Genomic DNA, 23,129 nt, shown 5'->3' on the forward strand with positions numbered 1-23,129 from the left:
ATTCCGGTTTAACGGAAGCGGCGGTTTGCAGAGTTGCGAACGCGATTTTCGAGTTTGACACGACCGGCCTCTTCATGGAGGCCAATAACGGTGGCAATCAGCATTGCGACGGTCATTGCGGCGGCTAGCGTAAAGATCAGCATGGCTTCACTCCTTTGGTCTGTTAACGAGGAGAGACGCCATTTGGTTTCATACCCCGGACCGGCGCCCCTTCAGCCATTGGTGTCCTGACTACCCGATCGGGTTCGAACCGGTGTTGAACGGCATGTTCATGTGCGGTTCATCTTTTCACCGCCATTGCTGCGAAGAGGTGCGATTGCTGAATTGCCTTCATCCGACAACATGGATACAAGCACGCCATGACCGAACGAACAGCATTTTATGCAGGATCCTTCGATCCCCTGACGAACGGCCATCTCGATGTGCTCAAGGGCGCGCTGACGGTGGCTGACAGGGTGGTTGTCGGTATCGGTGTTCACCCAGGCAAGCAGCCTCTTTTCAGCTATGAGGAGCGCGTCGCGCTGATCCAGAAATCTGCCATGGTCGAACTGGGTGGTGACGCCCGGCGCATCGAGGTTGTGGCATTCGACAAGCTGGTGATCGATGCCGCTCGCAGACATGGCGCCTCGATCATGATCCGCGGTCTGCGTGATGGCACGGATCTCGACTATGAGATGCAGATGGCCGGCATGAACGAAACCATGGCGCCCGACCTGCAGACGGTTTTTCTGCCCGCCAGCCCATCCGTGCGCACCATTACCGCCACACTTGTACGTCAGATCGCTTCCATGGGTGGAGACATCGCACCATTCGTGCCTTCCGCTGTTCTGGAAGCGCTCGAAGCCAAGTTCCCCGCCTGAAACCAAAAGGAGAGTTTCATGCAGCTTCGCAAGCTAGCCTCGTCTGCGCTCGTGGCCGGCGCCCTTGTGGCTTCTCTCGGTATGGCTTCGGCCGCCGAACCTGAAAACACTTTGATCCTCACGCTCAGGAACGGTGAAGTGACCATCGGGCTGCGGCCGGATCTTGCACCCAGGCATGTGGAGCAGGTCAAGGCCCTCGTCGAAGAGGGCGCTTATGACAATGTCGCTTTCCATCGCGTAATCGACGGGTTCATGGCGCAGACTGGTGACGTCCAGTATGGCGATGTGGAAGATGGCTTCGATGCGCGTCTTGTCGGCACCGGTGGCTCCGATAAGCCCGATTTGCCGGCGGAATTCTCCGAAGCCGCGTTCGCGCGCGGAACCGTGGGCATGGCCCGTTCGCAGAATCCGAACTCCGCCAACTCCCAGTTTTTCATCATGTTCGCGCCCGCCGAACACCTGAATGGACAATACACGGTGATCGGCGAAGTCGAATCGGGCATGGAACTGGTTGACGCGATCAAGAAGGGGGACGCCGCGCAGAACGGAATGGTGCAGAATCCCGACAAGATTCTCAATGCGCGGATGGCGAGTGACGACGCGAACTAACCGCGTCGACGAAAGAAAGGTATAGGAATGGCTGATATCAAGGATCCGGAAAACACCATCGTCATGGAGACGACCAAGGGCAAGGTCGTTATCCAGTTGTTCCCGGACATTGCTCCCGAGCATGTGAAGCGTGTCAAGGAACTTGCGCGCGACAAGTTCTACGATGGCATCGTGTTCCACCGCGTGATCGACGGTTTCATGGCGCAGACGGGTGACCCGACGGGAACTGGTATGGGCGGCTCCGACAAGCCGGATCTCAAGGCCGAGTTTTCTAACATGGCCCATGAGCGCGGCACATGCTCGATGGCCCGTTCGCAGAACCCGAACTCGGCCAACTCCCAGTTCTTCATCTGCTTCGACAAGGCGCCATGGCTCGACCGTCAGTACTCGGTCTGGGGCCAGGTGACCGAAGGGATGGACTGCATTGACAGGATCAAGCGCGGTGAGCCCGTCTCGGAGCCGGATTCCATCATTTCCATGCGGGTTGCGGCTGACGCTGCCTGAGTTTTCGATGCCGGGCGGCAGAGCGCCGCCCGGTCATTATGCCGGCCGGTTTGCGATGCGTGTAGACATCTTCGATTTTGAGCTGCCGGAGGAACGGATTGCGCTCAGACCGGTCAGTCCGCGCGATTCTGCGCGGCTTTTGACGGTCCACGGCGAGAAAATCCGTGACCATGTGGTGCGTGAGCTGCCCCAGCTTCTGCAGCCCGGCGACGCGCTGGTCTTCAACGACACAAAGGTTATCCCCGCCCGCCTTGGCGGCATTCGCCGGCGCGGTGAGGCACAGGCGCGCATTGAGGCGACGCTGCACATGCGCGAGGGGCCGGACCGCTGGCGCGCTTTCCTGAAGCCGGCGAAGCGTGTGAATGTGGGCGAGCGCATTCAGTTCGGCCATGATGGCGAAAGCTGTTTCCTTGGTACTCTTGAGGCGACCGTCGCGGAAAAGGGCGAGGGCGGGGAAGCGCTGCTCGTTTTCGATTTTTCGGGGCCCGTCCTCGATGAAGCCATCGCTGCGGCCGGCCATATGCCGCTGCCGCCCTATATCGCCGGGAAACGCGCCGAGGATGCGCGCGACGAGGTCGACTATCAGACCATCTATGCTCGTGAGGAGGGCGCCGTCGCGGCGCCGACCGCCGGGCTGCATTTCACGCCGGAACTGATGCAGGCGCTGGATGCGGCCGGTATCGAGCGGCATTTTGTGACGCTCCATGTGGGGGCGGGCACCTTTCTGCCGGTCAAGGTCGACGACACGGACGACCACAGAATGCATTCCGAACGAGGCGAGGTGAGCGCCGAGACGGCAGAAGCGCTGAACGCGGTCAGGGCGCGGGGTGGGCGCATCGTCTCGGTGGGCACCACGTCGCTGCGGCTATTGGAGAGTGCTTCGCAACGGACCGGAGAACTGGAAGCATGGTCCGGTGCCACGGACATTTTCATCACGCCCGGCTATCGCTTTCGCACGGTCGACGTGCTGATGACCAATTTTCATCTGCCGCGCTCGACACTTTTCATGCTCGTTTCAGCCTTTAGCGGTACGGAAACGATGAAGCGCGCCTATCAGCATGCGATCGGCAATGAGTACCGTTTCTATTCCTATGGCGATGCCAGCCTGCTTTTCAGGGACCATCAATCGTGAGTGAGCGGTTTACCTTCCGCCTTCTGGCAACGGACGGCGATGCCCGTCGCGGCGAGATTTCCATGCCGCGCGGCACCATCCGCACACCGGCCTTCATGCCGGTGGGAACGGCAGGCACAGTCAAGGCCATGTATATGGATCAGGTGCGCGATCTTGGCGCCGACATCATTCTTGGCAACACCTATCACCTGATGCTGCGACCGGGCGCGGAACGGGTGGCGCGGCTTGGCGGTCTGCATGAATTTGCACGCTGGCCCTATCCGATCCTGACGGATTCAGGCGGGTTTCAGGTCATGTCGCTGGCGGACCTGCGCAAAATCACCGAAAAAGGTGTAACCTTCCGCTCTCATGTGGATGGCCAGGTGTTCGAGATGCCGCCTGAGCGCTCCATAGAGATACAGGGACTGCTCGGCTCCGACATCCAGATGCAGCTCGACGAGTGTGTTGCACTGCCGGCCGAAGAATCCGAAATCGAACGGGCGATGGAACTCTCGCTGCGTTGGGCGGAGCGCTGCAGGACCGCGTTCGGCGACCAGCCTGGCAAGGCGATGTTCGGCATCGTGCAGGGTGGAGACAAGCCGCACCTGCGCGAGCGCTCGGCCAGAGCTCTGGCTGCGATGGACCTGAAGGGCTATGCTGTTGGCGGACTGGCCGTCGGTGAACCGCAGGCCGTCATGCTCGACATGCTCGAAGCCACGTGTCCGGTGCTGCCCGGTGGAAAGCCCCGCTACCTGATGGGCGTCGGCACACCGGACGACATCCTCAAATCAGTCGCGCGCGGGATCGATATGTTCGATTGCGTGATGCCGACACGCGCAGGCCGGCACGGTCTTGCCTATACGCGGCGCGGCAAGATCAACCTGAAGAATGCCCGTCACGCCGAAGACATGCGTCCGCTGGACGAGGAGAGCGATTGTCCGGCCGCACGGGATTATTCCCGCGCCTATCTTCATCATCTGGTGAAGGCGGGCGAATCCCTGGCCGGAATGCTGCTGACCTGGAACAACCTCGCCTACTATCAGTCGCTCATGCAGGACATTCGCGACGCTATTGAAGCAGGGCGGTTTCAGCAACGCTCTTCCGAAATCAGTGCGGCGTGGGAAGAAGGCGATCTGCCGCCCCTCTGACGGAGGGTGCTCATAATTTTGGCAGAGCAGTGCGCATCCGGCTTAGGGTCAGGACCTATTAATATGGTCGCAATGGTCGGCCTGATCTGTGCGGATACGCGAAGCAGGACCGCAGGAAGACTTCACGTCTTTCAAGGTCTTGCGACAAAGTAGGCCGTGCAAATCAGGCCGATCCGAAGGACGCTCGATAGACCGGCGATCTGCCGCGTCAAACCCCTTGACCGGGGGGAAGACCCCGCTCTGCGGGCTTCTCCTTGCATCTCTTGGTCTATCGAACGCCATTGTGATCATATTAATAGGTCCTGACCCTAAAGATTGGGCATGGAAGCTGGCAATCTTCCCCATTTCCCGCAACCTATAGAAACAACTTGCTTTTTTGAGGCATCCCCGCTGAAATGCTCTTGAGAGGAGCATTTCTTGACGCACTTTGACGAGATGCGCCTGGGGGGCCAGGCCCGAGATCCTTACGAAGATTACCAGAGCTGGTTCGACCGGCAGGACCCAAAGCGCCTGAAACAGAAGGCGGACGATGCGGAGCGGGTTTTCCGAAGAACCGGCATCACTTTCGCCGTATATGGCGAGCAGGAAGCAGCCGAGCGGCTCATCCCCTTCGACATTGTACCGCGCATTATCTCCGGCAAGGAATGGCGTCGGCTCGTGCAGGGCATCGAGCAGCGTGTCCAGGCGCTCAACGCGTTTCTGGAGGATATCTACCACCGGCAGGAAATTCTGCGCGCCGGGCGCATTCCCAAAGAGATCATATCCAACAACGAGGCATTTTTGCCTGAAATGATCGGTGTGCGGCCGCCTGGCGGGGTCTACACGCACATTACCGGTGTCGATATCGTGCGCACTGGCGAGAATGACTTTTTCGTCCTGGAGGACAATGCGCGCACGCCGTCCGGCGTCTCCTACATGCTGGAGAACCGCGAGACGATGATGCAGCTCTTCCCGGAGCTCTTTCAGCAGGTGAAGGTGCTGCCGGTGGAAAACTATCCGCAGCTTCTGCGGGAATCCCTAAGAAGCGTGAAGCCCGAGCATTGCGATGGCAAACCGACGATCGCCGTTCTGACACCCGGAAGCTTTAACTCGGCCTATTTCGAGCATGCTTTCCTGGCCGACCAGATGGGCGTCGAACTGGTGGAGGGACCGGACCTTCGTGTGGTGGACGGGCATGTGGCGATGCGCACGACGCAGGGCTATCGTCGCATCGACGTCCTTTATCGCCGGATCGACGACGATTATCTGGACCCGCTGACCTTTCGGCCCGATTCCGTCCTCGGCGTGCCGGGCATCATGGATGTCTACCGCGCCGGCAAGATCACGATTGCAAACGCGCCCGGGACCGGAATCTCCGACGATAAGGCGATTTATTCCTACATGCCGGAGATCGTCGAGTTCTACACCGGCCGCAAGGCGATCCTGCAGAACGTGCCGACCTGGCGCTGTTCCGAGCCTGACAGTCTCGCTTATGTGCTGGAGCATCTCGACGAACTTGTCGTGAAGGAGGTTCATGGTTCAGGCGGCTATGGCATGCTGGTGGGGCCTGCCGCTTCGAAGAAGGAGAGGGCGGCTTTTGCGAAGAAACTGAAAGCGAGACCGAAGAATTACATCGCCCAGCCGACGCTTTCGCTGTCAACCTGCCCGATCCTCACCGGCAAGGGGCTTGCGCCACGGCACGTGGACCTTCGTCCCTTCGTGCTCGTGTCGGATCGCATCCGCATTGTGCCAGGCGGTCTGACCCGCGTGGCGCTGAAAAAGGGCTCTCTTGTGGTCAACTCCTCCCAGGGTGGCGGCACCAAGGACACCTGGGTTCTCGATGATTAAGGCGCTCTGACATGCTTCTTGGTCGCTCCGCGAACGGACTTTTCTGGATGGCGCGCTACATCGAACGCGCGGAGAACATGGCGCGCCTGGTCGACACGGGACTTAGACTGGCGCTGACCCAGACCAGCGCTTCGTCCGACGAATGGGCTTCGGTTCTCACCAGTGCCGGCGTGCGTGATCTGTTCGAAGAGGAGAACGACGCGTTCGATACGGCGACAGTGACGAATTTTCTGCTGCGGGATACCGGCAATCCCTCCAGCGTCCTGTCTTCCATAGACACCGCGCGCATGAACGCGCGCATGGTAAGGACCGCACTCACGCGCGAGACGTGGGAGAGCGTGAACGAGGCTTGGATGTCGATGCACCGCATGCTGAAGAGGCGTGTGGACGAACAGGACCTTCCGGCCGTTCTCGACGCCGTAAAACGTGAAACGGCGCTTATCCGCGGTGCGTTTCAGGGCACCATGCTGCGCAACGAGATTTTCGATTTTGCCCAGATCGGCACGATGATCGAGCGGGCCGACAACACGGCGCGCATACTGGACGTGAAGTATTACGTGCTTCTGCCGTCGGCGGCATGGGTGGGCTCGCCGCTCGACAATATCCAGTGGCAGACGATTTTGCGCTCGGTGTCGGCACTCCGCTCATATCGCTGGACCCATGAAGGGGACTTCAATCCCGCCAATATCGCCGACTATCTCATCCTCAACCGGCGAATGCCGCGTTCGCTGGCCTTTTGTTATCGGGGCATTCGGGATTCCCTGGACTATCTGGCCGATGAATACGGTGTACGTCAGAGTTGTAACGAAATGGCCGATGCGAAGGTCGAAAAGCTGAAGACTGCGGCCGTCTCGGATATATTCGACGAAGGTCTGCACGAGTTCCTGAGCGATTTTATCCGGGACAATGCAGCGCTCGGCAATCAGATTGCCACAGATTTTCGCTTCCACTGAGAGCAGCCAGATGCGCCTGAAAATCAAGCACCGTACGGAGTATCGCTATGATGCTCCTCTCTCATACGCCCTTCAGCGCCTGCGCCTCTTTCCGCAAAGCGGCCCGACGCAGGAGGTGGTGGAGTGGTCGCTGAAAACCGAGGGCGCCACGCAGGAAGTGCAGTTTGTCGACGGTTTCGGAAATGACACGCGTCTTGTGAGCATTGATGGCGAGCCGCATACAATCGTGATCGAGGCGTCCGGCGTGGTCGAAACGCGCGATACGGCTGGCGTGACAGGAAAGCATCAGGGGCTTGCGCCGCTTTGGCTTTTTCAGCAGCAGACGCCGCTTTGCACTGCCGGGCGCGGCATTTCGGCCCTGCTACGCGGCATCGACGGTGAAACGGATGTCGAGCGCCTCCACAGCCTCATGAGCGAAGTGCGTGATCGCGTGGCCTACAGGATCGGAACCACCGATGCCGGAACGCCGGCCGAGACCGCCCTGGCGAACGGGGAGGGGGTCTGTCAGGATCACGCCCATATTTTTCTCACTGCCGCGCGTATGATGGGGTTTCCGGCTCGCTATGTAAGCGGTTATCTGCGCATGGATGACCGGGATGAGCAGGCAGCGAGCCACGCCTGGGCCGAGACACATCTCGAAGGGCTGGGCTGGGTGGCCTTTGACTGCTCCAACGGCATCTCGGCGGATGATCGCTATATACGGGTTGCGACAGGCCGGGATTACCGTGATGCGATGCCGGTGATGGGGATCAGGATCGGGCAGGCGCAAGAAGAGCTTGCGGTTCAGATCACGGTCGAGCAGTAATCTTTTAGAACGAATCTGAATGAGGTACGGTCCGGATGACCTATTGCGTCGGGCTGAAAACACAGCACGGCCTGGTGTTCATGTCCGATACGCGGACGAATGCCGGTGTCGACAATATTTCCACCTTTCGGAAGATGCATTGCTGGCAGGAGCCGGACGAACGGGTTCTGGTGCTGCTTTCGGCGGGCAATCTGGCGACCACGCAGGCCGTGGTCAGCCTGCTGGACGAACGGACCAAGGCGCCCGATGAGCGCACGCCCTCCATGCTCGAAACTCCGTCCATGTATCAGGCGGCGCGCCTGGTGGGGGATACCGTCAAGGAAGTCATCCGTCAGTCCGCGCCGGCAGGCCAGAGCGCAGACGCATTCGGTGCCTCTTTTATTCTGGGTGGCCAGATTCGCGGCATGGAACCGCGTCTCTTCCTGATTTACCCGGAAGGGAATTTCATCGAGGTCAGCGCCGACACACCCTTTTTCCAGATCGGCGAGACGAAATACGGAAAACCCATTCTGGTTCGTGCCTTCGACCCGGCCATGACGCTGGAAGAGACGGTGAAGCTCCTGCTTGTGTCGTTCGATTCGACGCTCAAATCCAACCTCTCCGTCGGTCTACCGCTCGACCTTCTCTTCTACGAGAACGACACATTCCGCATCGGCTATGAAAAGCGCATTGAGGCGGATGACCCGTATCTGCGGGAAATCTCCGAGGGATGGTCGGATGCCTTGAAGACGGCATTCAAAAGCCTCCCGGACTTTACGCGCTGAGATCCGTGGCGGGCCGGCTCGCCGCTTCGCGCATCAGATCGCAAGAGCGTCTGTCTCCTTCAGGCTCACGCCTGTGATCCGATAAGTGCCGTCGGACTGCCGCTCAAGGGTATAAACCGCTTCATAGCTTCTGCCGTTCGGACCGGTGGTCAGCACGCGCTGAATGACTGTCGATGCGTTCGGCTCGGACGCCTTTCCGAATGCGTAATTGCGCGGGCGGTAGACGGGCTGATAGCCGCGCGTCACCATCGCCATGAAGCGATCGAGCGTCGGGAAGAGCGCCTTGATGTTGGGCGCGGCGTAGGAATAGGCGCGTTCATTGTCTCCTGCCAGAAAGGCTTCGATCTGGTTCCTGATGGATGACTGCGCTGCGCGAATTTCCGCCTCGCCGGCGAAAGCGAAAACGGGCGTCATCAATGTCAGTGCGATGGTTGGCAGCAGGTCTCTCATGGTGCGTTCCTCTCTTTCCGCATGTGCGCGGCTTTCTCCCGAAGCCGGTTTTGCATTTTAGTCTGTTTTCGGAGCCACGAGACATGACCGGAAATGGTTTCGCCGGCGATTGCCGGTGTGCGTTCGCCGTACTGCTCGCCGCAGAGTGCGCTTGCTCTATGTTCGTTTTTGTCCTTATATGATCAAAACGAATATAGAGACGACAATGAACCCTTCATTCTTGACGCCGCGACTCTCGGAGATCCTTGAACAGGCAAAGGAGCATGGCCGTGTTCTGGTGGATGACCTTGCCGAGCATTTCAGCGTGACGCCGCAAACGATACGGCGCGATCTCAACGAGCTCTGCGACCGGCGCCTGCTGACGCGCATCCATGGCGGCGCGCTGCTGCCCTCCGGTATCGAGAACATGGAGTATGAAGCGCGGCGCAAGATCGCTCTGGATGAAAAGCGGGCGATCGGCCAGGCGGCTGCGCGGCTCATTCCCGACAGGGCATCGCTTTTCGTCAATATCGGCACCACCACCGAAGCCGTGAGCGATGCGCTTCTCGATCATGAAGGGCTCATGGTGATCACGAATAATATCAATGTTGCCAATAGGATGCGTGTTTATCCTTCACTCGAAGTCATTATCGCAGGTGGCGTTGTCCGCGGCTCCGATGGTGGCGTTGTCGGCGAGGCCGCTGTCGACTTCATCCGGCAGTTCAAGGTGGACTATGCGGTGATCGGCGTCTCATCCATCGACCCGGATGGCGCGCTTTACGATTTCGACTTCCGCGAAGTGAAGGTGGCACAGGCGATCATTGCCAATGCAAGACATGTGATCCTGGTGTCCGATTCGACCAAGTTCGAGCGCGGCGCGCCCGTGCGTATCGGTCATTTATCGCAGGTCGACACATTCATCACCGACCGCTGTCCGCTTCCGGCGATGCGAGCCCTGTGCGAGGAGGCGGGTGTACGGCTTATCGAGACCGGGTCCCAATAATTTCTCCATTTTCGTTTGACATTCATTATGCTTTCGAAATAATTCTTTTGTCTCCGCTGGAGGGGGATTGCTCCTGCAGTCTGAGAGACAGGGGAGGATTGCGTGTCCGGTTCTGCGCCCAGTTCAATGTCTGCCAGCTCTGTCATGTTCGACGTGTTCGTCATTGGCGGCGGCATCAATGGCTGTGGCATTGCACGCGATGCGGTCGGGCGCGGTTACTCCGTCATTCTGGCGGAGATGAACGACCTTGCGAGCGGCACCTCTTCCGGCTCCACCAAACTCATCCATGGCGGTCTGCGCTATCTCGAACATTACGAGTTTCGCCTCGTGCGCGAAGCGCTGATGGAGCGCGAGATTCTGTGGCGCAACGCGCCGCACATCATCTGGCCGATGCGTTTCGTCCTGCCTTTGCACAAGGGGCTGCGCCCAGCCTGGCTCGTGCGGCTCGGGCTCTTCATCTACGATCATATCGGCGGGCGAAAGCGGCTTCCAAAGACACGCACGCTCGACATGCGGTCCGACCCGGCGGGTAAGCCGCTGAAAGCCTCCTACCGGCGGGCCTTTGAATATTCGGACTGCTGGGTGAACGATGCGCGCTTCGTCGTGCTGAATGCCCGTGACGCTGCAAACCGGGGTGCCGATGTGCGGGTGCGCACACGCGTGATCTCGGCCGAAGACGAAAACGGGACCTGGAAAGTTCGTATCCAGAACCTTTTGACCGGTGAGACTGAGGCTGTGCGGGCGCGTTATCTCGTCAATGCAGCCGGTCCCTGGGTTGATCACGTCATTTCGGGCGTGCTGGGACAGAACGACGTTCACAATGTGCGGCTGGTCAAGGGCAGTCACATCGTCGTCCGGCGCAAATTCGATGATCCGCGTGCGTATTTTTTCCAGAATGCCGATGGGCGGATAATCTTCGCCATCCCATACGAGGAAGATTTCACCCTGATTGGAACCACGGATCAGGATTATGACGGCGATCCGAAGGATGTGGCCATCAGTGACAGCGAGGTTGATTATCTCTGCGCCGCTGCAAGCGAGTATTTCTCCGAACCGGTGACCCGTGGCGATATCGTCTGGACCTACTCCGGGGTGCGCCCGCTATTCGATGACGGCGCCTCGAAGGCACAGGAAGCGACGCGGGACTATGTGCTGAAATCGGAGACCGCGCGGGGCGGGGCGTCCATGGTGCACGTGTTCGGCGGCAAGATAACAACCTACCGCAAGCTGGCCGAATCCGCCCTTGAAAAAATCGCCGGGGCGCTTGGTCCCAAGGGGCAGCCGTGGACGCATGCGGGCGCGCTGCCGGGCGGCGAGTTTCCTTTCGACGGCTACGACGCACAGGTCGAGGCGCTGATGCGGGACTATTCCTTCCTCGACAGGCATCATGCGGCGCGGCTCGTCAGGCTCTATGGCCTGTGTGCCCGCGATCTCCTCGGAGACGCGCGGTCGGTCGATGATCTGGGCCGGCATTTCGGTGTCGATCTCTACGAAGCCGAATTGCGCTATCTGGCCACTCACGAATGGGCTGTCAGCGGTGATGACGTGCTTTGGCGCAGAACCAAACGCGGTTTGCGCCTGTCGCAGGAGGAGGCGGCAGCGGTCGACACTTTCATGCGTGAAATTTCGGGAATGCACAACCAGGCGGCAAACGCTGGGGGAGGACATGCTTGAACTGCGCGACGTTTCAAAGGTTGTATCCGGCGAAACGCATATAGACAACGTTTCGCTGAGGCTGGAGCCGGGCTCGCTGAACGTGCTGCTCGGGCCGACGCTGGCTGGCAAGACCAGCCTGATGCGGCTTATGGCCGGGCTTGACCGGCCGACCGCGGGCAGCGTGTGGATGGATGGTACCGATGTGACCGGCGTGCCGGTGCAGAAGCGCAGCGTTGCCATGGTCTACCAACAGTTTATCAATTATCCGGCGATGACGGTCTATGAAAACATCGCTTCGCCGCTGCGCGTTGCGGGTGCCGAGAAGCGAGTCATCGAGGAAAAGGTACGGCAGGCGGCAGAGCTTCTGCACCTGACGCCGCATCTGGACCGCACACCGCTGGAGCTTTCCGGTGGCCAGCAGCAGCGCACGGCACTGGCCCGCGCCATGGTCAAGGAAGCACGTCTGGTGTTGCTGGACGAGCCGCTGGCCAATCTGGATTACAAGCTGCGCGAGGAGCTGCGCGCCGAACTGCCGAAGATATTTGCTGCGTCCGGTGCGATCTTCGTCTACGCCACCACCGAGCCGAGCGAGGCGCTGCTCCTTGGCGGCAGCACGGCGACGCTGAGCCAGGGGCGCCTGACACAGTTCGGCCCGACCATCGACGTGTTCCGCAAACCGATCGATCTCGTCACCGCGCGCACCTTTTCCGACCCGCCGCTGAACACCGTGGCGGTGACGAAGGCGAGTGGCAGGTTTGCACTCGACGAAACCGTTCAACTGCCCGTCCCACAGGGCCTCCAAGGCGCGCCCGACGGACAGTACACGCTCGGCTTCCAGCCTCATCATCTCTCGCTGGCGGCGCGTGAGGCTGACGGGGTTTCGGTCCGGGCCACCGTTTCGGTGACCGAAATAACCGGCTCCGAGAGCTTTGTTCATCTCGATTTCGCAGGCCACCGCTGGGTGATGCTGGAAGAAGGCATTCATCGTCTGGAGGTCGGCGAAACGGTCGATGTCTTTATCGATACGCGCCACGTGCTGGTGTTCGACAATGCAAACCGGCGAGTGACGTCCGGTACCAGCCAGGCTGCGTAGGAGGCGGGAATGGCGCGAATTGATCTGAACAACATCCGCCACGCCTACATGCCCAACCCTGTGAGCGATGACGATTTCGCTTTGAAGCGGGTTCACCACACCTTCGATGATGGTGGCGCCTATGCTCTTCTGGGGCCGTCGGGCTGTGGCAAGACCACACTTTTGAACATCATCTCGGGGCTGTTGCGGCCAACCGAGGGAGAGATCCTCTTTGATGGACACAGGGTGACAGACCTTTCCACGGAAGATCGCAATATCGCGCAGGTTTTCCAGTTTCCGGTCGTCTACGACACGATGACGGTCTACCAGAACCTGGCCTTTCCCCTACGAAATCGCGGCGTGGCTTCCAACGAGATCGAGCGGCGGGTGCGCGAAACGCTCGAAATGATCGATCTGGCGGACCGCGCTGATCAGAAAGCCAAGGGACTGACGGCAGACGACAAACAGAAGATCGCGCTCGGTCGCGGGCTGGTGCGCTCGGATGTCAGCGCCATCCTGTTCGACGAACCACTGACGGTTATCGATCCCCACATGAAATGGGTGCTGCGCTCGCAGCTGAAGGAACTGCACCGGCGCTTTGCCTTTACCATGGTCTATGTGACTCACGATCAGACCGAGGCGCTGACCTTTGCCGATCAGGTGGTGGTGATGAACGAGGGCGAGATCGTCCAGATCGGAACGCCGGAAGAACTGTTCGAACGTCCCAATCACACCTTTGTCGGATATTTTATCGGCTCTCCGGGCATGAATGTTCTTCCTGTCCGGATTGACGGACAGGGCGCCCATATCGGCAGCCACGCCATCACCCTGGCCGGGCCGGTCGCGGCAGACCGTGCGGCGCGCATGGAACTGGGCGTGCGCCCGGAATATGTGCGCATCGGCAACAACGGCATTCCGGCACAGATAACGCGCGTCGAGGATACGGGGCGGCGCAAGATCGTTCATGCGACCATCGAGGGGCAACCCATTGCCGCGATTGTCGCCGAGGATACTGCCATTCCAGGTGAACCGCATGTCAGTTTCGATCCGGCCGGCATCAACATCTATGCGAATTCATGGCGTGTGGATCCGGCGGCTGCGCGCCAGGGAGGGGCAGCATGACCAAGACATGGAACAACCGGGCCTGGTTTCTCGTCCTGCCGGTCCTGCTGCTGGTCGCATTCAACGCGATCATACCGCTGATGACGGTGGTGAACTACTCGGTGCAGGAGACGTTCGGCAACAATCTGTTCTTCTTCGAAGGTGTCAAATGGTACGAGGATGTGCTCACCTCCGACCGTTTTCACGCCTCGCTTTTCCGGCAGTTTCTGTTCACCGGGATCATTCTTCTGATCGAGGTGCCGCTCGGCGTCGCCATTGCTCTGACCATGCCGCGCTCCGGGCCATGGGTGTCTGTCTGTCTTGTGCTGATGGCGCTGCCGCTGCTCATTCCGTGGAACGTGGTGGGTGCGATGTGGAACATCATGGCTCTGCCGGATATCGGCCTTCTGGGCTATGGGCTGAATGCTCTCGGCATTCCCTATAATTTCACCCGTCAGCCCATTTCCGCCTGGTTCACGGTGGTGTTGATGGATGTCTGGCACTGGACCTCGCTTGTGGTGCTGCTTGCCTATGCCGGCCTGCGCTCCATCCCGGAGGCCTATTATCAGGCGGCGAAGATCGATGGCGCATCGCGCTGGTCGGTGTTCCGCTTTATCCAGCTGCCCAAGATGAACCGCGTTCTCACCATCGCCGTTCTCCTGCGCTTCATGGACTCCTTCATGATCTACACGGAGCCCTTCGTGCTGACCGGCGGCGGTCCCGGCAATGCGACGACGTTTCTGTCGATCGACCTCGTGAAAGCCGCGCTGGGCGAGTTCAATCTCGGCATCGCAGCCGCCATGAGCATCATCTACTTCCTCATGACATTGCTGGTGAGCTGGATCTTCTACACGCTGATGACCCGGGGAGACGAACAATGAGACTGACGCGCTGGCTTGTTCCCACGCTCTATATCGTCTTCCTGCTTCTGCCGATCTATTGGCTGGTCAACATGTCGTTCAAGACGACAAACGAGATCCTGGGCGGCTTCAGCCCCTGGCCGAAGAACTTCACCATCGACAGCTATGTGGAGATTCTGACCAACCCCGTCTGGTATAACGGTTACATCAGCTCCATCAGCTATGTCATTATAAATACGGTGATTTCCGTCGCCTTTGCGCTGCCGGCAGCCTATGCGTTTTCACGCTATCGCTTCCTTGGCGACAAGCATCTGTTTTTCTGGCTTCTGACCAACCGCATGGCGCCGCCGGCGGTCTTTGCCCTGCCGTTCTACCAGCTCTATTCGGCCATCGGCCTGTTCGATACGCCGTGGGCCGTCGCGCTCGCACACTGCCTGTTCAACATTCCGCTCGCCGTCTGGATCCTCGAAGGGTTCATGTCGGGCGTGCCCAAGGAGATCGACGAAACCGCCTATATCGACGGTTATTCATTCCCGCGCTTCTTTGTCAGAATTTTCATGCCGCTGATTGCATCGGGCATCGGGGTTACGGCCTTCTTCTGTTTCATGTTCTCATGGGTGGAACTGCTTCTTGCAAAGACGCTGACCTCTGTCGCCGCCAAGCCCATCGCGGCCGTCATGACACGCACCGCAAGCACGTCCGGCTATGAGCTGGGACTGTTGGCTGCGGCCGGCGTTTTGACCATCATCCCGGGCGCGATCGTGATCTGGTTCGTACGCAATTACATCGCCAAGGGCTTTGCCCTCGGGCGCGTGTAGGGAGGAAATCATGCCCCATTGGCTCGATCTCACATGGATGGCCTGGACCTGGCAGACCGCCACGTTTTTCCTCGTCATCTTCGCGCTTCTGTGCGCCATGACCGTCTGGGAATGGGCGAGCCCCGGTGGAGGGCCGCGGCACGGGATTCTCGGTCTGGACACGACACGCGGAGACCGGCTGTTCATCTCTCTGCTTGGCAGCGCCTTCATCCATCTTGGATGGCTGGGGCTGACGGATATGCCGCTTTGGGGTGGCACGATTTTGTCGCTGATCTACGCCTACGCGGTGTTTCGCTGGGTGTAGGTCCATCGGCAAAGCAAAGCGGAACGGCAGGCCGCTCCGCAAACCGGCGCAACGGGACCGGAACAAGCCCACCCGAACCGCCAACCATGTTCAGGAACTGAATGTGGAAACAGGAGGAGGAGTTTGAAATGAAAGCGCATTTGAAAGCTTCAGTCGCTGCGCTCGCTCTGCTCTGGCTGCCCGGCCAGGCCATGGCGGACATGGCGGCAGCGGAAAAGTGGATTGATGACGAGTTCCAGCCCTCTTCACTCAGCCGTGAGGAGCAGCTCGCAGAAATGGAATGGTTCATCAAGGCAGCGGAACCGTTTCAGGGAATGGAGATCAACGTTCTCTCCGAAACCATCCCGACCCATACCTATGAATCCGAAACGCTGACCAAGGCGTTCGAAGAGATCACCGGCATCAAGGTGAACCACCAGCTTCTGGGCGAAGGCGAGGTGGTTCAGGCCGTGCAGACGCAGATGCAGACCAACCGAAACCTCTATGATGCCTATGTCAACGACGCCGATCTGGTGGGCACGCATTCCCGCCTGCAAAGCGCCGTCAACCTCACCGACTGGATGGGCGGCGAGGGTGCGGACGTCACATCGCCGACACTCGATCTGGAAGATTTTATCGGTGTGGCTTCGGCCACGGGTCCCGACGGCAAGCTCTGGCAACTGCCCGACCAGCAGTTCGCAAACCTGTACTGGTTCCGTAAAGACTGGTTTGATCGCCCTGAAATCAAAGAGAAATTTAAAGAGAAATACGGGTATGAGCTCGGCGTTCCCGTAAACTGGTCTGCCTATGAGGACATCGCTGATTTCTTCACCAACGACGTGAAGGAGATCGACGGCGTTCGCGTCTACGGCCATATGGACTACGGCAAGCGCGCACCGGATCTCGGCTGGCGCATGACGGATGCCTGGCTTTCCATGGCCGGTGCGGGCTCCAAGGGTTTGCCCAATGGCCGGCCTATCGATGAATGGGGCATCCGCATGGAGGAGGGTTCCTGCAATCCATCCGGTGCATCCGTCAGCCGCGGCGGTGCTGCCAATGGGCCGGCCGCCGTCTACGCCATCCGCAAATGGGATGAGTGGCTGCGTCAGTATGCACCGCCCGGTGCCGCCGACCTCGACTTCTACCAGTCGCTGCCGGCATTGAGCCAAGGCAATGTCGCCCAGCAGATTTTCTGGTACACGGCGTTCACCGCCGACATGGTGAAGCCGAAGAGCGAGGGCAACAACACCGTCGATGACGAGGGCAATCTGCTTTGGAAGATGGCGCCTTCGCCGCATGGTCCCTATTGGGAAGAGGGCATGAAGCTCGGCTATCAGGATGTCGGCTCCTGGACCCTGTTCCAGTCCACGCCCGTGGACCGGCGCAAGGCGGCCTGGCTCTATGCCCAGTTCGTCACGTCGAAGACGGTTGATGTGAAGAAGAGCCATGTGGGTCTCACGATCATCCGCGATTCCACGGTGAACCATGAATCCTTCACCGAGCGGTCGCCGAAGCTCGGCGGGCTCGTCGAGTTCTACCGCTCACCGGATCGGGTCCTGTGGACGGACACCGGCGTCAATGTGCCGGACTACCCGAAGCTCGCCCAGATCTGGTGGCAGCAGATCGGCGATGTGAACTCCGGCGCCTTCACGCCGCAGGAAGCAATGGACCGTCTGGCCGGCGAGATGGACCTGACCATGGCCCGCATGCAGGCAGCGGACGAAAGCGCCAATGTCTATGGTGGCTGCGGGCCGCGTCTGAACGAGGAGAAGGACCCGTCCGAGTGGATCGGCAAGGGTGGTGCCAAGGCCAAGCTTGAAAACGAAAAACCCCAGGGCGAAACCATCGTCTATGAGGAAATCGTCAAGCGCTGGCAGTAAGGCCGGTTGCAGTCGGCTCGATTGAGATGACAATTGCACGGGGAGGCGGTCAGTCCGGCTCCCCGTTTTCGACAGTTTGCAGACCGATCCGGAGGACCCATGAGCGGCTATGTATTGGCGATAGACCAGGGCACCACGTCAAGCAGGTCCATCGTGTTTGACGCGGCCATGAAGCCGCTGGCGACGGGCCAGAAGGAGTTTCCGCAACACTATCCGGATTCGGGCTGGGTCGAGCACGATCCGGAAGACATCTGGAAGGGCGTGGTGTCCACCGTGCGCAGCGCTTTGCGCAAGGCGAAGCTTTCCGCGGGGGATATTGCAGCCATCGGCATCACCAATCAGCGTGAAACGGTCGTCGTATGGGAGCGCGATACGGGCAAGCCGATCCACAATGCCATTGTGTGGCAGGACCGCCGCACCGCTTCCATGTGTGAAAAGCTGAAGGCCGAGGGGCTGGAAGAAACTTTTACGGCGAAGACCGGTCTGCTTCTTGATCCTTATTTCTCGGGAACCAAACTCGCCTGGATCCTCGATGAGGTCGAAGGCGCGCGCGAACGCGCCGAAAAGGGAGAGCTTCTTGCAGGGACCATCGACACATTCCTGATCTGGCGGCTCACCGGCGGCAGGGCGCATGTGACCGACGCGACAAATGCATCGCGCACGCTGCTTTTCAATATCGGGACAAATACGTGGGATGACGAGCTTCTGAAAATCCTTCGCGTGCCGAAGGTCCTGTTGCCGGAGGTAAAGGATAGCGCGGATGATTTCGGCGTGACGGAGAAGGCTCTTTTCGGTGCGGCCATCCCGATCCTTGGCGTTGCCGGCGACCAGCAGGCAGCCGTCATTGGCCAGGCCTGTTTCGAGCCGGGAATGCTCAAGGCAACCTACGGAACGGGTTGCTTCGCGGTGCTCAACACCGGCGAAACCATGGTCGCCTCGAAGAACCGTCTGCTCACCACCATTGCCTATCGGCTGAACGGCGTGACGACCTACGCGCTCGAAGGGTCGATTTTCGTTGCGGGTGCTGCGGTGCAATGGTTGCGCGACGGCCTGAAGGTCATCGGCAAAGCCGCCGATTCCGGGGCGCTTGCCGCGAAAGCCGACCCCACACAGCACCTTTATCTCGTTCCCGCCTTCGTGGGGCTCGGCGCGCCATACTGGGACGCGGAAGCCCGCGGCGCAATCTATGGCCTCACGCGCAATTCAGGCCCGGCGGAGTTTGCGCGGGCGACGCTCGAATCGGTCGCCTACCAGACGCGCGACCTGCTCGATGCCATGCGCAAGGACTGGCAGGACGGGGCGAACGATACGGTTCTGCGCGTCGATGGCGGCATGGTTGCCAGCGACTGGATGCTGCAGTGCGTTGCCGACATGCTCGACGCGCCGGTGGACCGGCCGACTCAGCTTGAGACGACGGCGCTGGGAGCCGCCTGGCTGGCGGGCGCGCGGGCGGGCGTGTGGCCGGATGCCGGTGATTTTGCGCGGAGCTGGAAGCTCGACCGGCAGTTTCGGCCAAAGATGGACGCGGCCGAGCGTGAGGTGAGGCTGAAGGGCTGGCACGATGCGGTGCGTCGCACGCTCAGCACCACCTGAAGTCGCGCGGGATGGCGCTGGTCGGGAAGAGCCGAAAAAAGTCGGGAGAAAGACACTTTTTTCCGGTTGACCGCTGATAAGCGCCTCTCTATGTTCCGCCGCAATTTCCGGGGTTCGGAAGAACCCGCCGGGAGCGCGTAGCTCAGTTGGTAGAGCAACTGACTTTTAATCAGTAGGTCCAGGGTTCGAGCCCCTGCGCGCTCACCAAATTCTCTAGTAAATTCAAAGATTTTTAGCACCGTTGGAGCCTATATGTGATTAGGCTTTCATGTCTGCATGGTGTCCAGATTTTGTCGCATGTCCGCTTTGATCGCGAGAACGCTTGATACCCTGCTGATTCCTACAGCCATCAGACAAAATAGGATGATCCTGCGGCAGTGAAAGGCAGGCACATTTGCGGATAGGTGCTATTCCACTGACGAGTGGTTTTGATCGGTCAATTGGAAATATTTGAACGTCAGGCGAAATGCGAGATCTATACGAACAGATCAGTCTTCCCAATCTTCGTCGAGATTTAGTGATTTCGGATCGTCAGAATCATAGAAGGCTTGATTATGAAGGTGTATGTTCACTCGGACCGAAACGTTCTTCCTCGCCGAATTGATGCCAACGTCTTGATTGGTGGCTGTTTGGCGAATCATCGTCTCTCCCCAGATGCCCAAGCCGTCCACCTCATTCCATTCATCACTCTCGAGAATCTCAGTTGCAGCGTCTGAATAGTTCCAATCTTCAGGCTTGTTTCGCGCGGATAGCCACCCGCTCCTCAATGCTAAATCAATACGTGGTTTTGGGGGGCTCTGAGGGGTTGGGGCTTCCCGAGGGCGCGTGCTTCCCCAGTCGCCGAACACAAGCTTTTGTCGGTTGGTGAGTTGACGGAGTTCCTGAATAAACTCGCGATTATCGAATGGGGTGAATCGTGTTCCTTCTACTTCGGCATAACCCTTTGGTATCGTTGTGTAAGAAACCACGATGGGTACTTGAGCATCAATGTCGCCGAATGCATTCTGGATGAGATTTCCGATTGCGGCTCTGGTAGTTAGGGAATCTGCTATCCAACCGGCGTCGATCATCACAACATAGTCGGCAGAGCCAACTGCATTGATGCCAGCTATTGTGTCGTCGAGATTGTCGGGAATCCGGTGCGTTTCAACTCTGAGGGCAAATGTTCTCTGCATCTCCTGAAAGGCGATGATCTGTTCGGTGACTTCTGCTTCGGTTAGGCCCTCGATTTGCAAGCAGGGGCTGGCGTTTGGAATGCCGTCAATGAAACCGATCCAGTTTGCAAAATTGTTTGCCGGGTCGCGTAATTCGAGCCATTCCTGTTGCGCGGATGCTTCCAAATTCGTCGGTGTATAGTCGCGATCAATATCCAGAAAATACGATCTTTTTGGATAGGCGCGCTCAATGCGGTCTATCGCCTTCATCAGCTCGCCAGCGTTAGGCCAAGGGGCCAGAAGAAAGACTGGTTGCAGGCGATCTTTGGTTGCCGCAGGGAGTTTTTCTAGCCCATTCATTTCGCTCGACCGGACGGCAAGGGTCGGTACATAATTCAAATTTGTGATTTCGACTGACATGCTTCCCCCGCCCCGGTCCTTGCCTGCGTACTACGCGGCCACGCGTATCTCCATGGCAGCCTTTGAAACTCCAAACTGTTCGGCCAAGTGTTCAATCGCTGCTTCACTTAGCTGCTCACCATACTCCAGGTACGCTTTCTCAAGAACATCTTCAGGCATAACGATGTGCGCAGCAAGTCTATTTGCTTCGTATTCGATACTTTCTTCTGCTCCTGAGCGATACAGTACGTTGTCTTTCAGCGTTCCCCCAAGGTCGTCAATAACGGTGCGATGTAGGAGGTAATGTGAGATCTCATGCGCCAGAGTGAATCGTTGTCTCTGTCTACTCTCGTGGCGATTGATTTTGATTTCATAACCCCCACTGGTTTTTGAAATTTGCCCAGAAACATTGATGGGCAATGAAGAGAGCTTTACACTTATGCCCAATTCTTTTGCCATTGCTCCAAGTTTCACTGGTACATTTTTCATATGACGTGCGACGATTTCGCGTTCATCTGGCCTGATGTTGTGCCACTCCCTCGATTTTTTAAACATGTCCTGCTCCTTGGTGTCAGGCAATCTGATCTTCCACGTCGGTGTCACCGTCGGTGTCCTTGTCAGTGCCTCCTGAATAGATCGCTCGCTCTAAAGCTGCAGCAAGTCGCCCATCGTTCTCCATACGGTGAAGCTCATTTTTGAGTTTCTCGGGAAGCTCCTCTTTTACCCTCTCCTCGGACGCCTTGATGGAGGCTGATCTTATAACTTGAAAACCGAACACGGCTGCGATCGTCACGACTACTGCGACTGCACCTAATGCTACTGTTGCAGCAGTCAAGTTTATCGCAGCCAGTTCAGCGTAGCTCATCTGTATGCCTGTTGGTGGGTGGGTAAACCCGGCAAACAACACGTTGCTTCCAAGCAGGCTTACCAATCCAGCCCCAACAAGCACTCCGACGGAGATTTTAGCGATTTCGGTGGCTATCCGCATATGGAGTTTCACTCCGCAAATAGAAATATAATACCCGATTCCGAGAGATTAAAGAAAGTCATCAACCGTGAAGTTTCCGGCGGATATGCGTCCGACTGCAAAATGCTGCCAATGCTACGAAATCCGCGTTCGCTCGGATCAGATTAGTCGACGTTATTAATCAGTAGGTCCAGGGTTCGAGCCCCTGCGCGCTCACCACCATCTCCGTCAGACTAGAGTTGAACGTCATTCTCCCGCACAGGCTGGCCGCGCGGGTGCTCATCCGTCGCGACGGTATGCCACGCAAAGGTGATTGGCGTGTGTGGACCCGTCTGCTTATACGGGTGTGTTCTTTCTGCAGCCCGCTTTGCGCGGATTTGGTTTTGAGATGAAGCATGGCAATTGATGTCGGATATTTGAGTGCCGCAGGTGCGGGTGCGCTGTCGTTCCTGTCACCGTGTGTCCTGCCGCTCGTTCCTCCCTATCTATGCTACATGGCAGGCGTCTCGGTGGAGCAGTTCCAGGGCGAAGGCGCAGATGGAACCGGCGCTTCGTCCGGCGGCTCAACGCGGTTCGCGCTCTTTGCGGCGTCCGTCTCTTTCGTTCTCGGCTTTACCACGGTCTTTGTGCTTCTGGGGGCGGGAGCGTCCACGATCGGCGCCGTGCTGCGCGCATGGCAGCAGGAACTCGCCATTCTTGCCGGCATCGTCATCATCATCATGGGGCTGAACTTCCTGGGCGTGGTGCGCATTCCATTTCTGTCGCGCGAAGCACGCTTTCAGGCGGGGGGCAAACCGGCCACCAGGCTCGGAGCCTATGTCATGGGGTTGGCGTTCGCCTTCGGCTGGACACCGTGCATCGGACCCGTTCTGGGACCGATCCTGACGCTGGCAGGCGGACGCGAGACCGTTGGCGATGGCGCGCTGCTGCTCGCCGTTTATTCCCTGGGGCTTGGGGTGCCGTTTCTTCTGGCGGCACTGTTTTCGGGCAGTTTCATGCGCTTCCTCGCCCGGTTCCGCATGCAACTCGGGCGAGTTGAAAAAGTAATGGGCGGACTGCTGGTCCTTGCCGGTGTCCTTTTCTTAACCGGCGGCATGCAATCCATGGCTTTCTGGCTTCTTGAAACCTTTCCGGCCCTCGGCAAACTCGGCTGAGAGTGGATTGGTGCCGCAAGGGCAGGATGCTAGGAGCCTGACCCTAGATCGGACGCACAAAGGACGATCTAGACTAATGATGGAGCATCGGAACGATCCGAAAACCGGATTCCACTTTTCGGTCCGATGCTCTAGATCGCCGTGCGTCCATCCGGACGCACAAAGGACGATCTAAATGA

Annotated in this window: 24 protein-coding genes and 1 tRNA gene; 20 read left to right on the forward strand and 5 right to left on the reverse strand. The window is 58.8% G+C overall.

Features of this window, described 5'->3' with window-relative positions; genetic code table 11:
* Positions 1-8: 8 nt before the first annotated feature.
* Positions 9-143 carry a hypothetical protein gene (locus KUG85_RS21070; protein ID WP_255606232.1) on the reverse strand — a complete coding sequence of 45 codons (135 nt, stop codon included), beginning with the start codon at positions 141-143 and terminating at the stop codon, positions 9-11.
* Positions 144-359: 216 nt separating this feature from the next.
* Between KUG85_RS21070 and coaD the strand changes: the two genes are divergently transcribed.
* The 9 genes from coaD (at position 360) to KUG85_RS02750 (ending at position 8,581) form a co-directional block, all read left to right on the forward strand.
* On the forward strand, positions 360-860 hold the full coding sequence (gene coaD, locus KUG85_RS02710; protein WP_065815287.1) for a pantetheine-phosphate adenylyltransferase: 501 nt from the start codon (positions 360-362) through the stop codon (positions 858-860).
* Positions 861-878: 18 nt separating this feature from the next.
* Entirely contained in the window at positions 879-1,469 is a 591-nt protein-coding gene (locus KUG85_RS02715) for a peptidylprolyl isomerase (RefSeq protein WP_065815288.1), read from the forward strand.
* Positions 1,470-1,496: 27 nt separating this feature from the next.
* Positions 1,497-1,973: a peptidylprolyl isomerase gene (locus KUG85_RS02720; protein ID WP_007009560.1), complete on the forward strand. Its 477-nt coding sequence runs from the start codon at positions 1,497-1,499 to the stop codon at positions 1,971-1,973.
* Positions 1,974-2,028: 55 nt separating this feature from the next.
* Positions 2,029-3,105: a tRNA preQ1(34) S-adenosylmethionine ribosyltransferase-isomerase QueA gene (queA, locus tag KUG85_RS02725; RefSeq protein WP_223004037.1), complete on the forward strand. Its 1,077-nt coding sequence runs from the start codon at positions 2,029-2,031 to the stop codon at positions 3,103-3,105.
* Positions 3,102-4,232, forward strand: a complete 1,131-nt coding sequence (tgt, locus tag KUG85_RS02730) for a tRNA guanosine(34) transglycosylase Tgt (protein ID WP_065815289.1) — start codon at positions 3,102-3,104, stop codon at positions 4,230-4,232. Before queA ends, tgt begins: the two co-directional genes overlap by 4 nt.
* A 417-nt stretch (positions 4,233-4,649) precedes the next feature.
* Positions 4,650-6,059, forward strand: a complete 1,410-nt coding sequence (locus KUG85_RS02735) for a circularly permuted type 2 ATP-grasp protein (RefSeq protein ID WP_223004038.1) — start codon at positions 4,650-4,652, stop codon at positions 6,057-6,059.
* A gap of 11 nt (positions 6,060-6,070) precedes the next feature.
* Complete coding sequence (locus KUG85_RS02740) at positions 6,071-7,012, forward strand: alpha-E domain-containing protein (protein ID WP_223004039.1); 942 nt, start codon at positions 6,071-6,073, stop codon at positions 7,010-7,012.
* Positions 7,013-7,022: 10 nt separating this feature from the next.
* Positions 7,023-7,817 (forward strand): transglutaminase family protein, encoded by a 795-nt coding sequence (locus KUG85_RS02745; RefSeq protein ID WP_223004040.1) that lies wholly within the window; start codon positions 7,023-7,025, stop codon positions 7,815-7,817.
* Positions 7,818-7,852: 35 nt separating this feature from the next.
* Positions 7,853-8,581, forward strand: a complete 729-nt coding sequence (locus tag KUG85_RS02750) for a proteasome-type protease (RefSeq protein WP_065815293.1) — start codon at positions 7,853-7,855, stop codon at positions 8,579-8,581.
* A gap of 33 nt (positions 8,582-8,614) precedes the next feature.
* Here the strand turns inward: KUG85_RS02750 and KUG85_RS02755 are convergent, their stop codons facing one another.
* On the reverse strand, positions 8,615-9,031 hold the full coding sequence (locus tag KUG85_RS02755; protein ID WP_065815294.1) for a DUF4864 domain-containing protein: 417 nt from the start codon (positions 9,029-9,031) through the stop codon (positions 8,615-8,617).
* A 205-nt stretch (positions 9,032-9,236) separates the two neighbouring features.
* On the opposite strand from KUG85_RS02755, the gene KUG85_RS02760 reads away from it, so the two are divergent.
* The 10 genes from KUG85_RS02760 to KUG85_RS02805 all read left to right on the forward strand — a co-directional run bounded on the left by KUG85_RS02760 (position 9,237) and on the right by KUG85_RS02805 (position 19,483).
* Complete coding sequence (locus KUG85_RS02760; RefSeq protein ID WP_065815407.1) at positions 9,237-10,013, forward strand: DeoR/GlpR family DNA-binding transcription regulator; 777 nt, start codon at positions 9,237-9,239, stop codon at positions 10,011-10,013.
* A 126-nt stretch (positions 10,014-10,139) separates the two neighbouring features.
* Positions 10,140-11,687, forward strand: coding sequence for a glycerol-3-phosphate dehydrogenase (gene glpD / locus KUG85_RS02765; protein WP_223004041.1), 1,548 nt, complete (start codon positions 10,140-10,142; stop codon positions 11,685-11,687).
* Complete coding sequence (locus KUG85_RS02770) at positions 11,680-12,762, forward strand: ABC transporter ATP-binding protein (protein WP_223004042.1); 1,083 nt, start codon at positions 11,680-11,682, stop codon at positions 12,760-12,762. Before glpD ends, KUG85_RS02770 begins: the two co-directional genes overlap by 8 nt.
* A gap of 9 nt (positions 12,763-12,771) precedes the next feature.
* Positions 12,772-13,863 (forward strand): ABC transporter ATP-binding protein, encoded by a 1,092-nt coding sequence (locus KUG85_RS02775; protein WP_223004043.1) that lies wholly within the window; start codon positions 12,772-12,774, stop codon positions 13,861-13,863.
* The gene (locus KUG85_RS02780; protein WP_065815298.1) at positions 13,860-14,723 is read left to right on the forward strand and encodes a carbohydrate ABC transporter permease; all 864 of its coding nucleotides are present in this window, start codon (positions 13,860-13,862) and stop codon (positions 14,721-14,723) included. Before KUG85_RS02775 ends, KUG85_RS02780 begins: the two co-directional genes overlap by 4 nt.
* Positions 14,720-15,520 carry a carbohydrate ABC transporter permease gene (locus KUG85_RS02785; protein ID WP_065815299.1) on the forward strand — a complete coding sequence of 267 codons (801 nt, stop codon included), beginning with the start codon at positions 14,720-14,722 and terminating at the stop codon, positions 15,518-15,520. Before KUG85_RS02780 ends, KUG85_RS02785 begins: the two co-directional genes overlap by 4 nt.
* A 10-nt stretch (positions 15,521-15,530) precedes the next feature.
* Positions 15,531-15,824 (forward strand): DUF2160 domain-containing protein, encoded by a 294-nt coding sequence (locus KUG85_RS02790; protein WP_007009573.1) that lies wholly within the window; start codon positions 15,531-15,533, stop codon positions 15,822-15,824.
* A gap of 128 nt (positions 15,825-15,952) precedes the next feature.
* Positions 15,953-17,683 carry an ABC transporter substrate-binding protein gene (locus KUG85_RS02795; protein WP_223004044.1) on the forward strand — a complete coding sequence of 577 codons (1,731 nt, stop codon included), beginning with the start codon at positions 15,953-15,955 and terminating at the stop codon, positions 17,681-17,683.
* A 99-nt stretch (positions 17,684-17,782) separates the two neighbouring features.
* The gene (glpK, locus tag KUG85_RS02800; RefSeq protein ID WP_223004045.1) at positions 17,783-19,276 is read left to right on the forward strand and encodes a glycerol kinase GlpK; all 1,494 of its coding nucleotides are present in this window, start codon (positions 17,783-17,785) and stop codon (positions 19,274-19,276) included.
* A gap of 131 nt (positions 19,277-19,407) precedes the next feature.
* Positions 19,408-19,483, forward strand: a tRNA-Lys gene (locus KUG85_RS02805).
* 281 nt (positions 19,484-19,764) lie between these two features.
* Here KUG85_RS02805 and KUG85_RS02810 read toward each other — a convergent pair.
* The 3 genes from KUG85_RS02810 to KUG85_RS02820 are packed head-to-tail and all read right to left on the reverse strand — an operon-like array spanning position 19,765 to position 21,817.
* The gene (locus KUG85_RS02810; protein WP_223004046.1) at positions 19,765-20,850 is read right to left on the reverse strand and encodes a beta family protein; all 1,086 of its coding nucleotides are present in this window, start codon (positions 20,848-20,850) and stop codon (positions 19,765-19,767) included.
* Between the two features lie 30 nt (positions 20,851-20,880).
* Positions 20,881-21,384, reverse strand: coding sequence for an ImmA/IrrE family metallo-endopeptidase (locus tag KUG85_RS02815; RefSeq protein ID WP_223004047.1), 504 nt, complete (start codon positions 21,382-21,384; stop codon positions 20,881-20,883).
* 16 nt (positions 21,385-21,400) lie between these two features.
* A complete protein-coding gene (locus tag KUG85_RS02820) occupies positions 21,401-21,817 on the reverse strand; it encodes a hypothetical protein (RefSeq protein WP_223004048.1) in 417 nt (138 codons plus the stop codon).
* 374 nt (positions 21,818-22,191) lie between these two features.
* On the opposite strand from KUG85_RS02820, the gene KUG85_RS02825 reads away from it, so the two are divergent.
* Positions 22,192-22,950: a cytochrome c biogenesis CcdA family protein gene (locus KUG85_RS02825; protein ID WP_223004049.1), complete on the forward strand. Its 759-nt coding sequence runs from the start codon at positions 22,192-22,194 to the stop codon at positions 22,948-22,950.
* The last annotated feature ends 179 nt before the right edge of the window (positions 22,951-23,129 follow it).

Origin of the sequence: Nitratireductor rhodophyticola (genome assembly GCF_019891355.1) — a bacterium.
Taxonomy (GTDB): Bacteria; Pseudomonadota; Alphaproteobacteria; order Rhizobiales; family Rhizobiaceae; genus Nitratireductor; species Nitratireductor rhodophyticola.

Bases quoted from the DNA above. Each gene is read 5' to 3' on its own strand.
- KUG85_RS21070 (WP_255606232.1), bottom strand. From the start codon at position 143: ATGCTGATCTTTACGCTAGCCGCCGCAATGACCGTCGCAATGCTGATT.
- coaD (WP_065815287.1), top strand. From the start codon at position 360: ATGACCGAACGAACAGCATTTTATGCAGGATCCTTCGATCCCCTGACG.
- KUG85_RS02715 (WP_065815288.1), top strand. From the start codon at position 879: ATGCAGCTTCGCAAGCTAGCCTCGTCTGCGCTCGTGGCCGGCGCCCTT.
- KUG85_RS02720 (WP_007009560.1), top strand. From the start codon at position 1,497: ATGGCTGATATCAAGGATCCGGAAAACACCATCGTCATGGAGACGACC.
- queA (WP_223004037.1), top strand. From the start codon at position 2,029: ATGCGTGTAGACATCTTCGATTTTGAGCTGCCGGAGGAACGGATTGCG.
- KUG85_RS02740 (WP_223004039.1), top strand. From the start codon at position 6,071: ATGCTTCTTGGTCGCTCCGCGAACGGACTTTTCTGGATGGCGCGCTAC.
- KUG85_RS02745 (WP_223004040.1), top strand. From the start codon at position 7,023: ATGCGCCTGAAAATCAAGCACCGTACGGAGTATCGCTATGATGCTCCT.
- KUG85_RS02750 (WP_065815293.1), top strand. From the start codon at position 7,853: ATGACCTATTGCGTCGGGCTGAAAACACAGCACGGCCTGGTGTTCATG.
- KUG85_RS02755 (WP_065815294.1), bottom strand. From the start codon at position 9,031: ATGAGAGACCTGCTGCCAACCATCGCACTGACATTGATGACGCCCGTT.
- KUG85_RS02760 (WP_065815407.1), top strand. From the start codon at position 9,237: ATGAACCCTTCATTCTTGACGCCGCGACTCTCGGAGATCCTTGAACAG.
- glpD (WP_223004041.1), top strand. From the start codon at position 10,140: ATGTCTGCCAGCTCTGTCATGTTCGACGTGTTCGTCATTGGCGGCGGC.
- KUG85_RS02770 (WP_223004042.1), top strand. From the start codon at position 11,680: ATGCTTGAACTGCGCGACGTTTCAAAGGTTGTATCCGGCGAAACGCAT.
- KUG85_RS02775 (WP_223004043.1), top strand. From the start codon at position 12,772: ATGGCGCGAATTGATCTGAACAACATCCGCCACGCCTACATGCCCAAC.
- KUG85_RS02780 (WP_065815298.1), top strand. From the start codon at position 13,860: ATGACCAAGACATGGAACAACCGGGCCTGGTTTCTCGTCCTGCCGGTC.
- KUG85_RS02785 (WP_065815299.1), top strand. From the start codon at position 14,720: ATGAGACTGACGCGCTGGCTTGTTCCCACGCTCTATATCGTCTTCCTG.
- KUG85_RS02790 (WP_007009573.1), top strand. From the start codon at position 15,531: ATGCCCCATTGGCTCGATCTCACATGGATGGCCTGGACCTGGCAGACC.
- KUG85_RS02795 (WP_223004044.1), top strand. From the start codon at position 15,953: ATGAAAGCGCATTTGAAAGCTTCAGTCGCTGCGCTCGCTCTGCTCTGG.
- glpK (WP_223004045.1), top strand. From the start codon at position 17,783: ATGAGCGGCTATGTATTGGCGATAGACCAGGGCACCACGTCAAGCAGG.
- KUG85_RS02810 (WP_223004046.1), bottom strand. From the start codon at position 20,850: ATGTCAGTCGAAATCACAAATTTGAATTATGTACCGACCCTTGCCGTC.
- KUG85_RS02815 (WP_223004047.1), bottom strand. From the start codon at position 21,384: ATGTTTAAAAAATCGAGGGAGTGGCACAACATCAGGCCAGATGAACGC.
- KUG85_RS02820 (WP_223004048.1), bottom strand. From the start codon at position 21,817: ATGCGGATAGCCACCGAAATCGCTAAAATCTCCGTCGGAGTGCTTGTT.
- KUG85_RS02825 (WP_223004049.1), top strand. From the start codon at position 22,192: ATGGCAATTGATGTCGGATATTTGAGTGCCGCAGGTGCGGGTGCGCTG.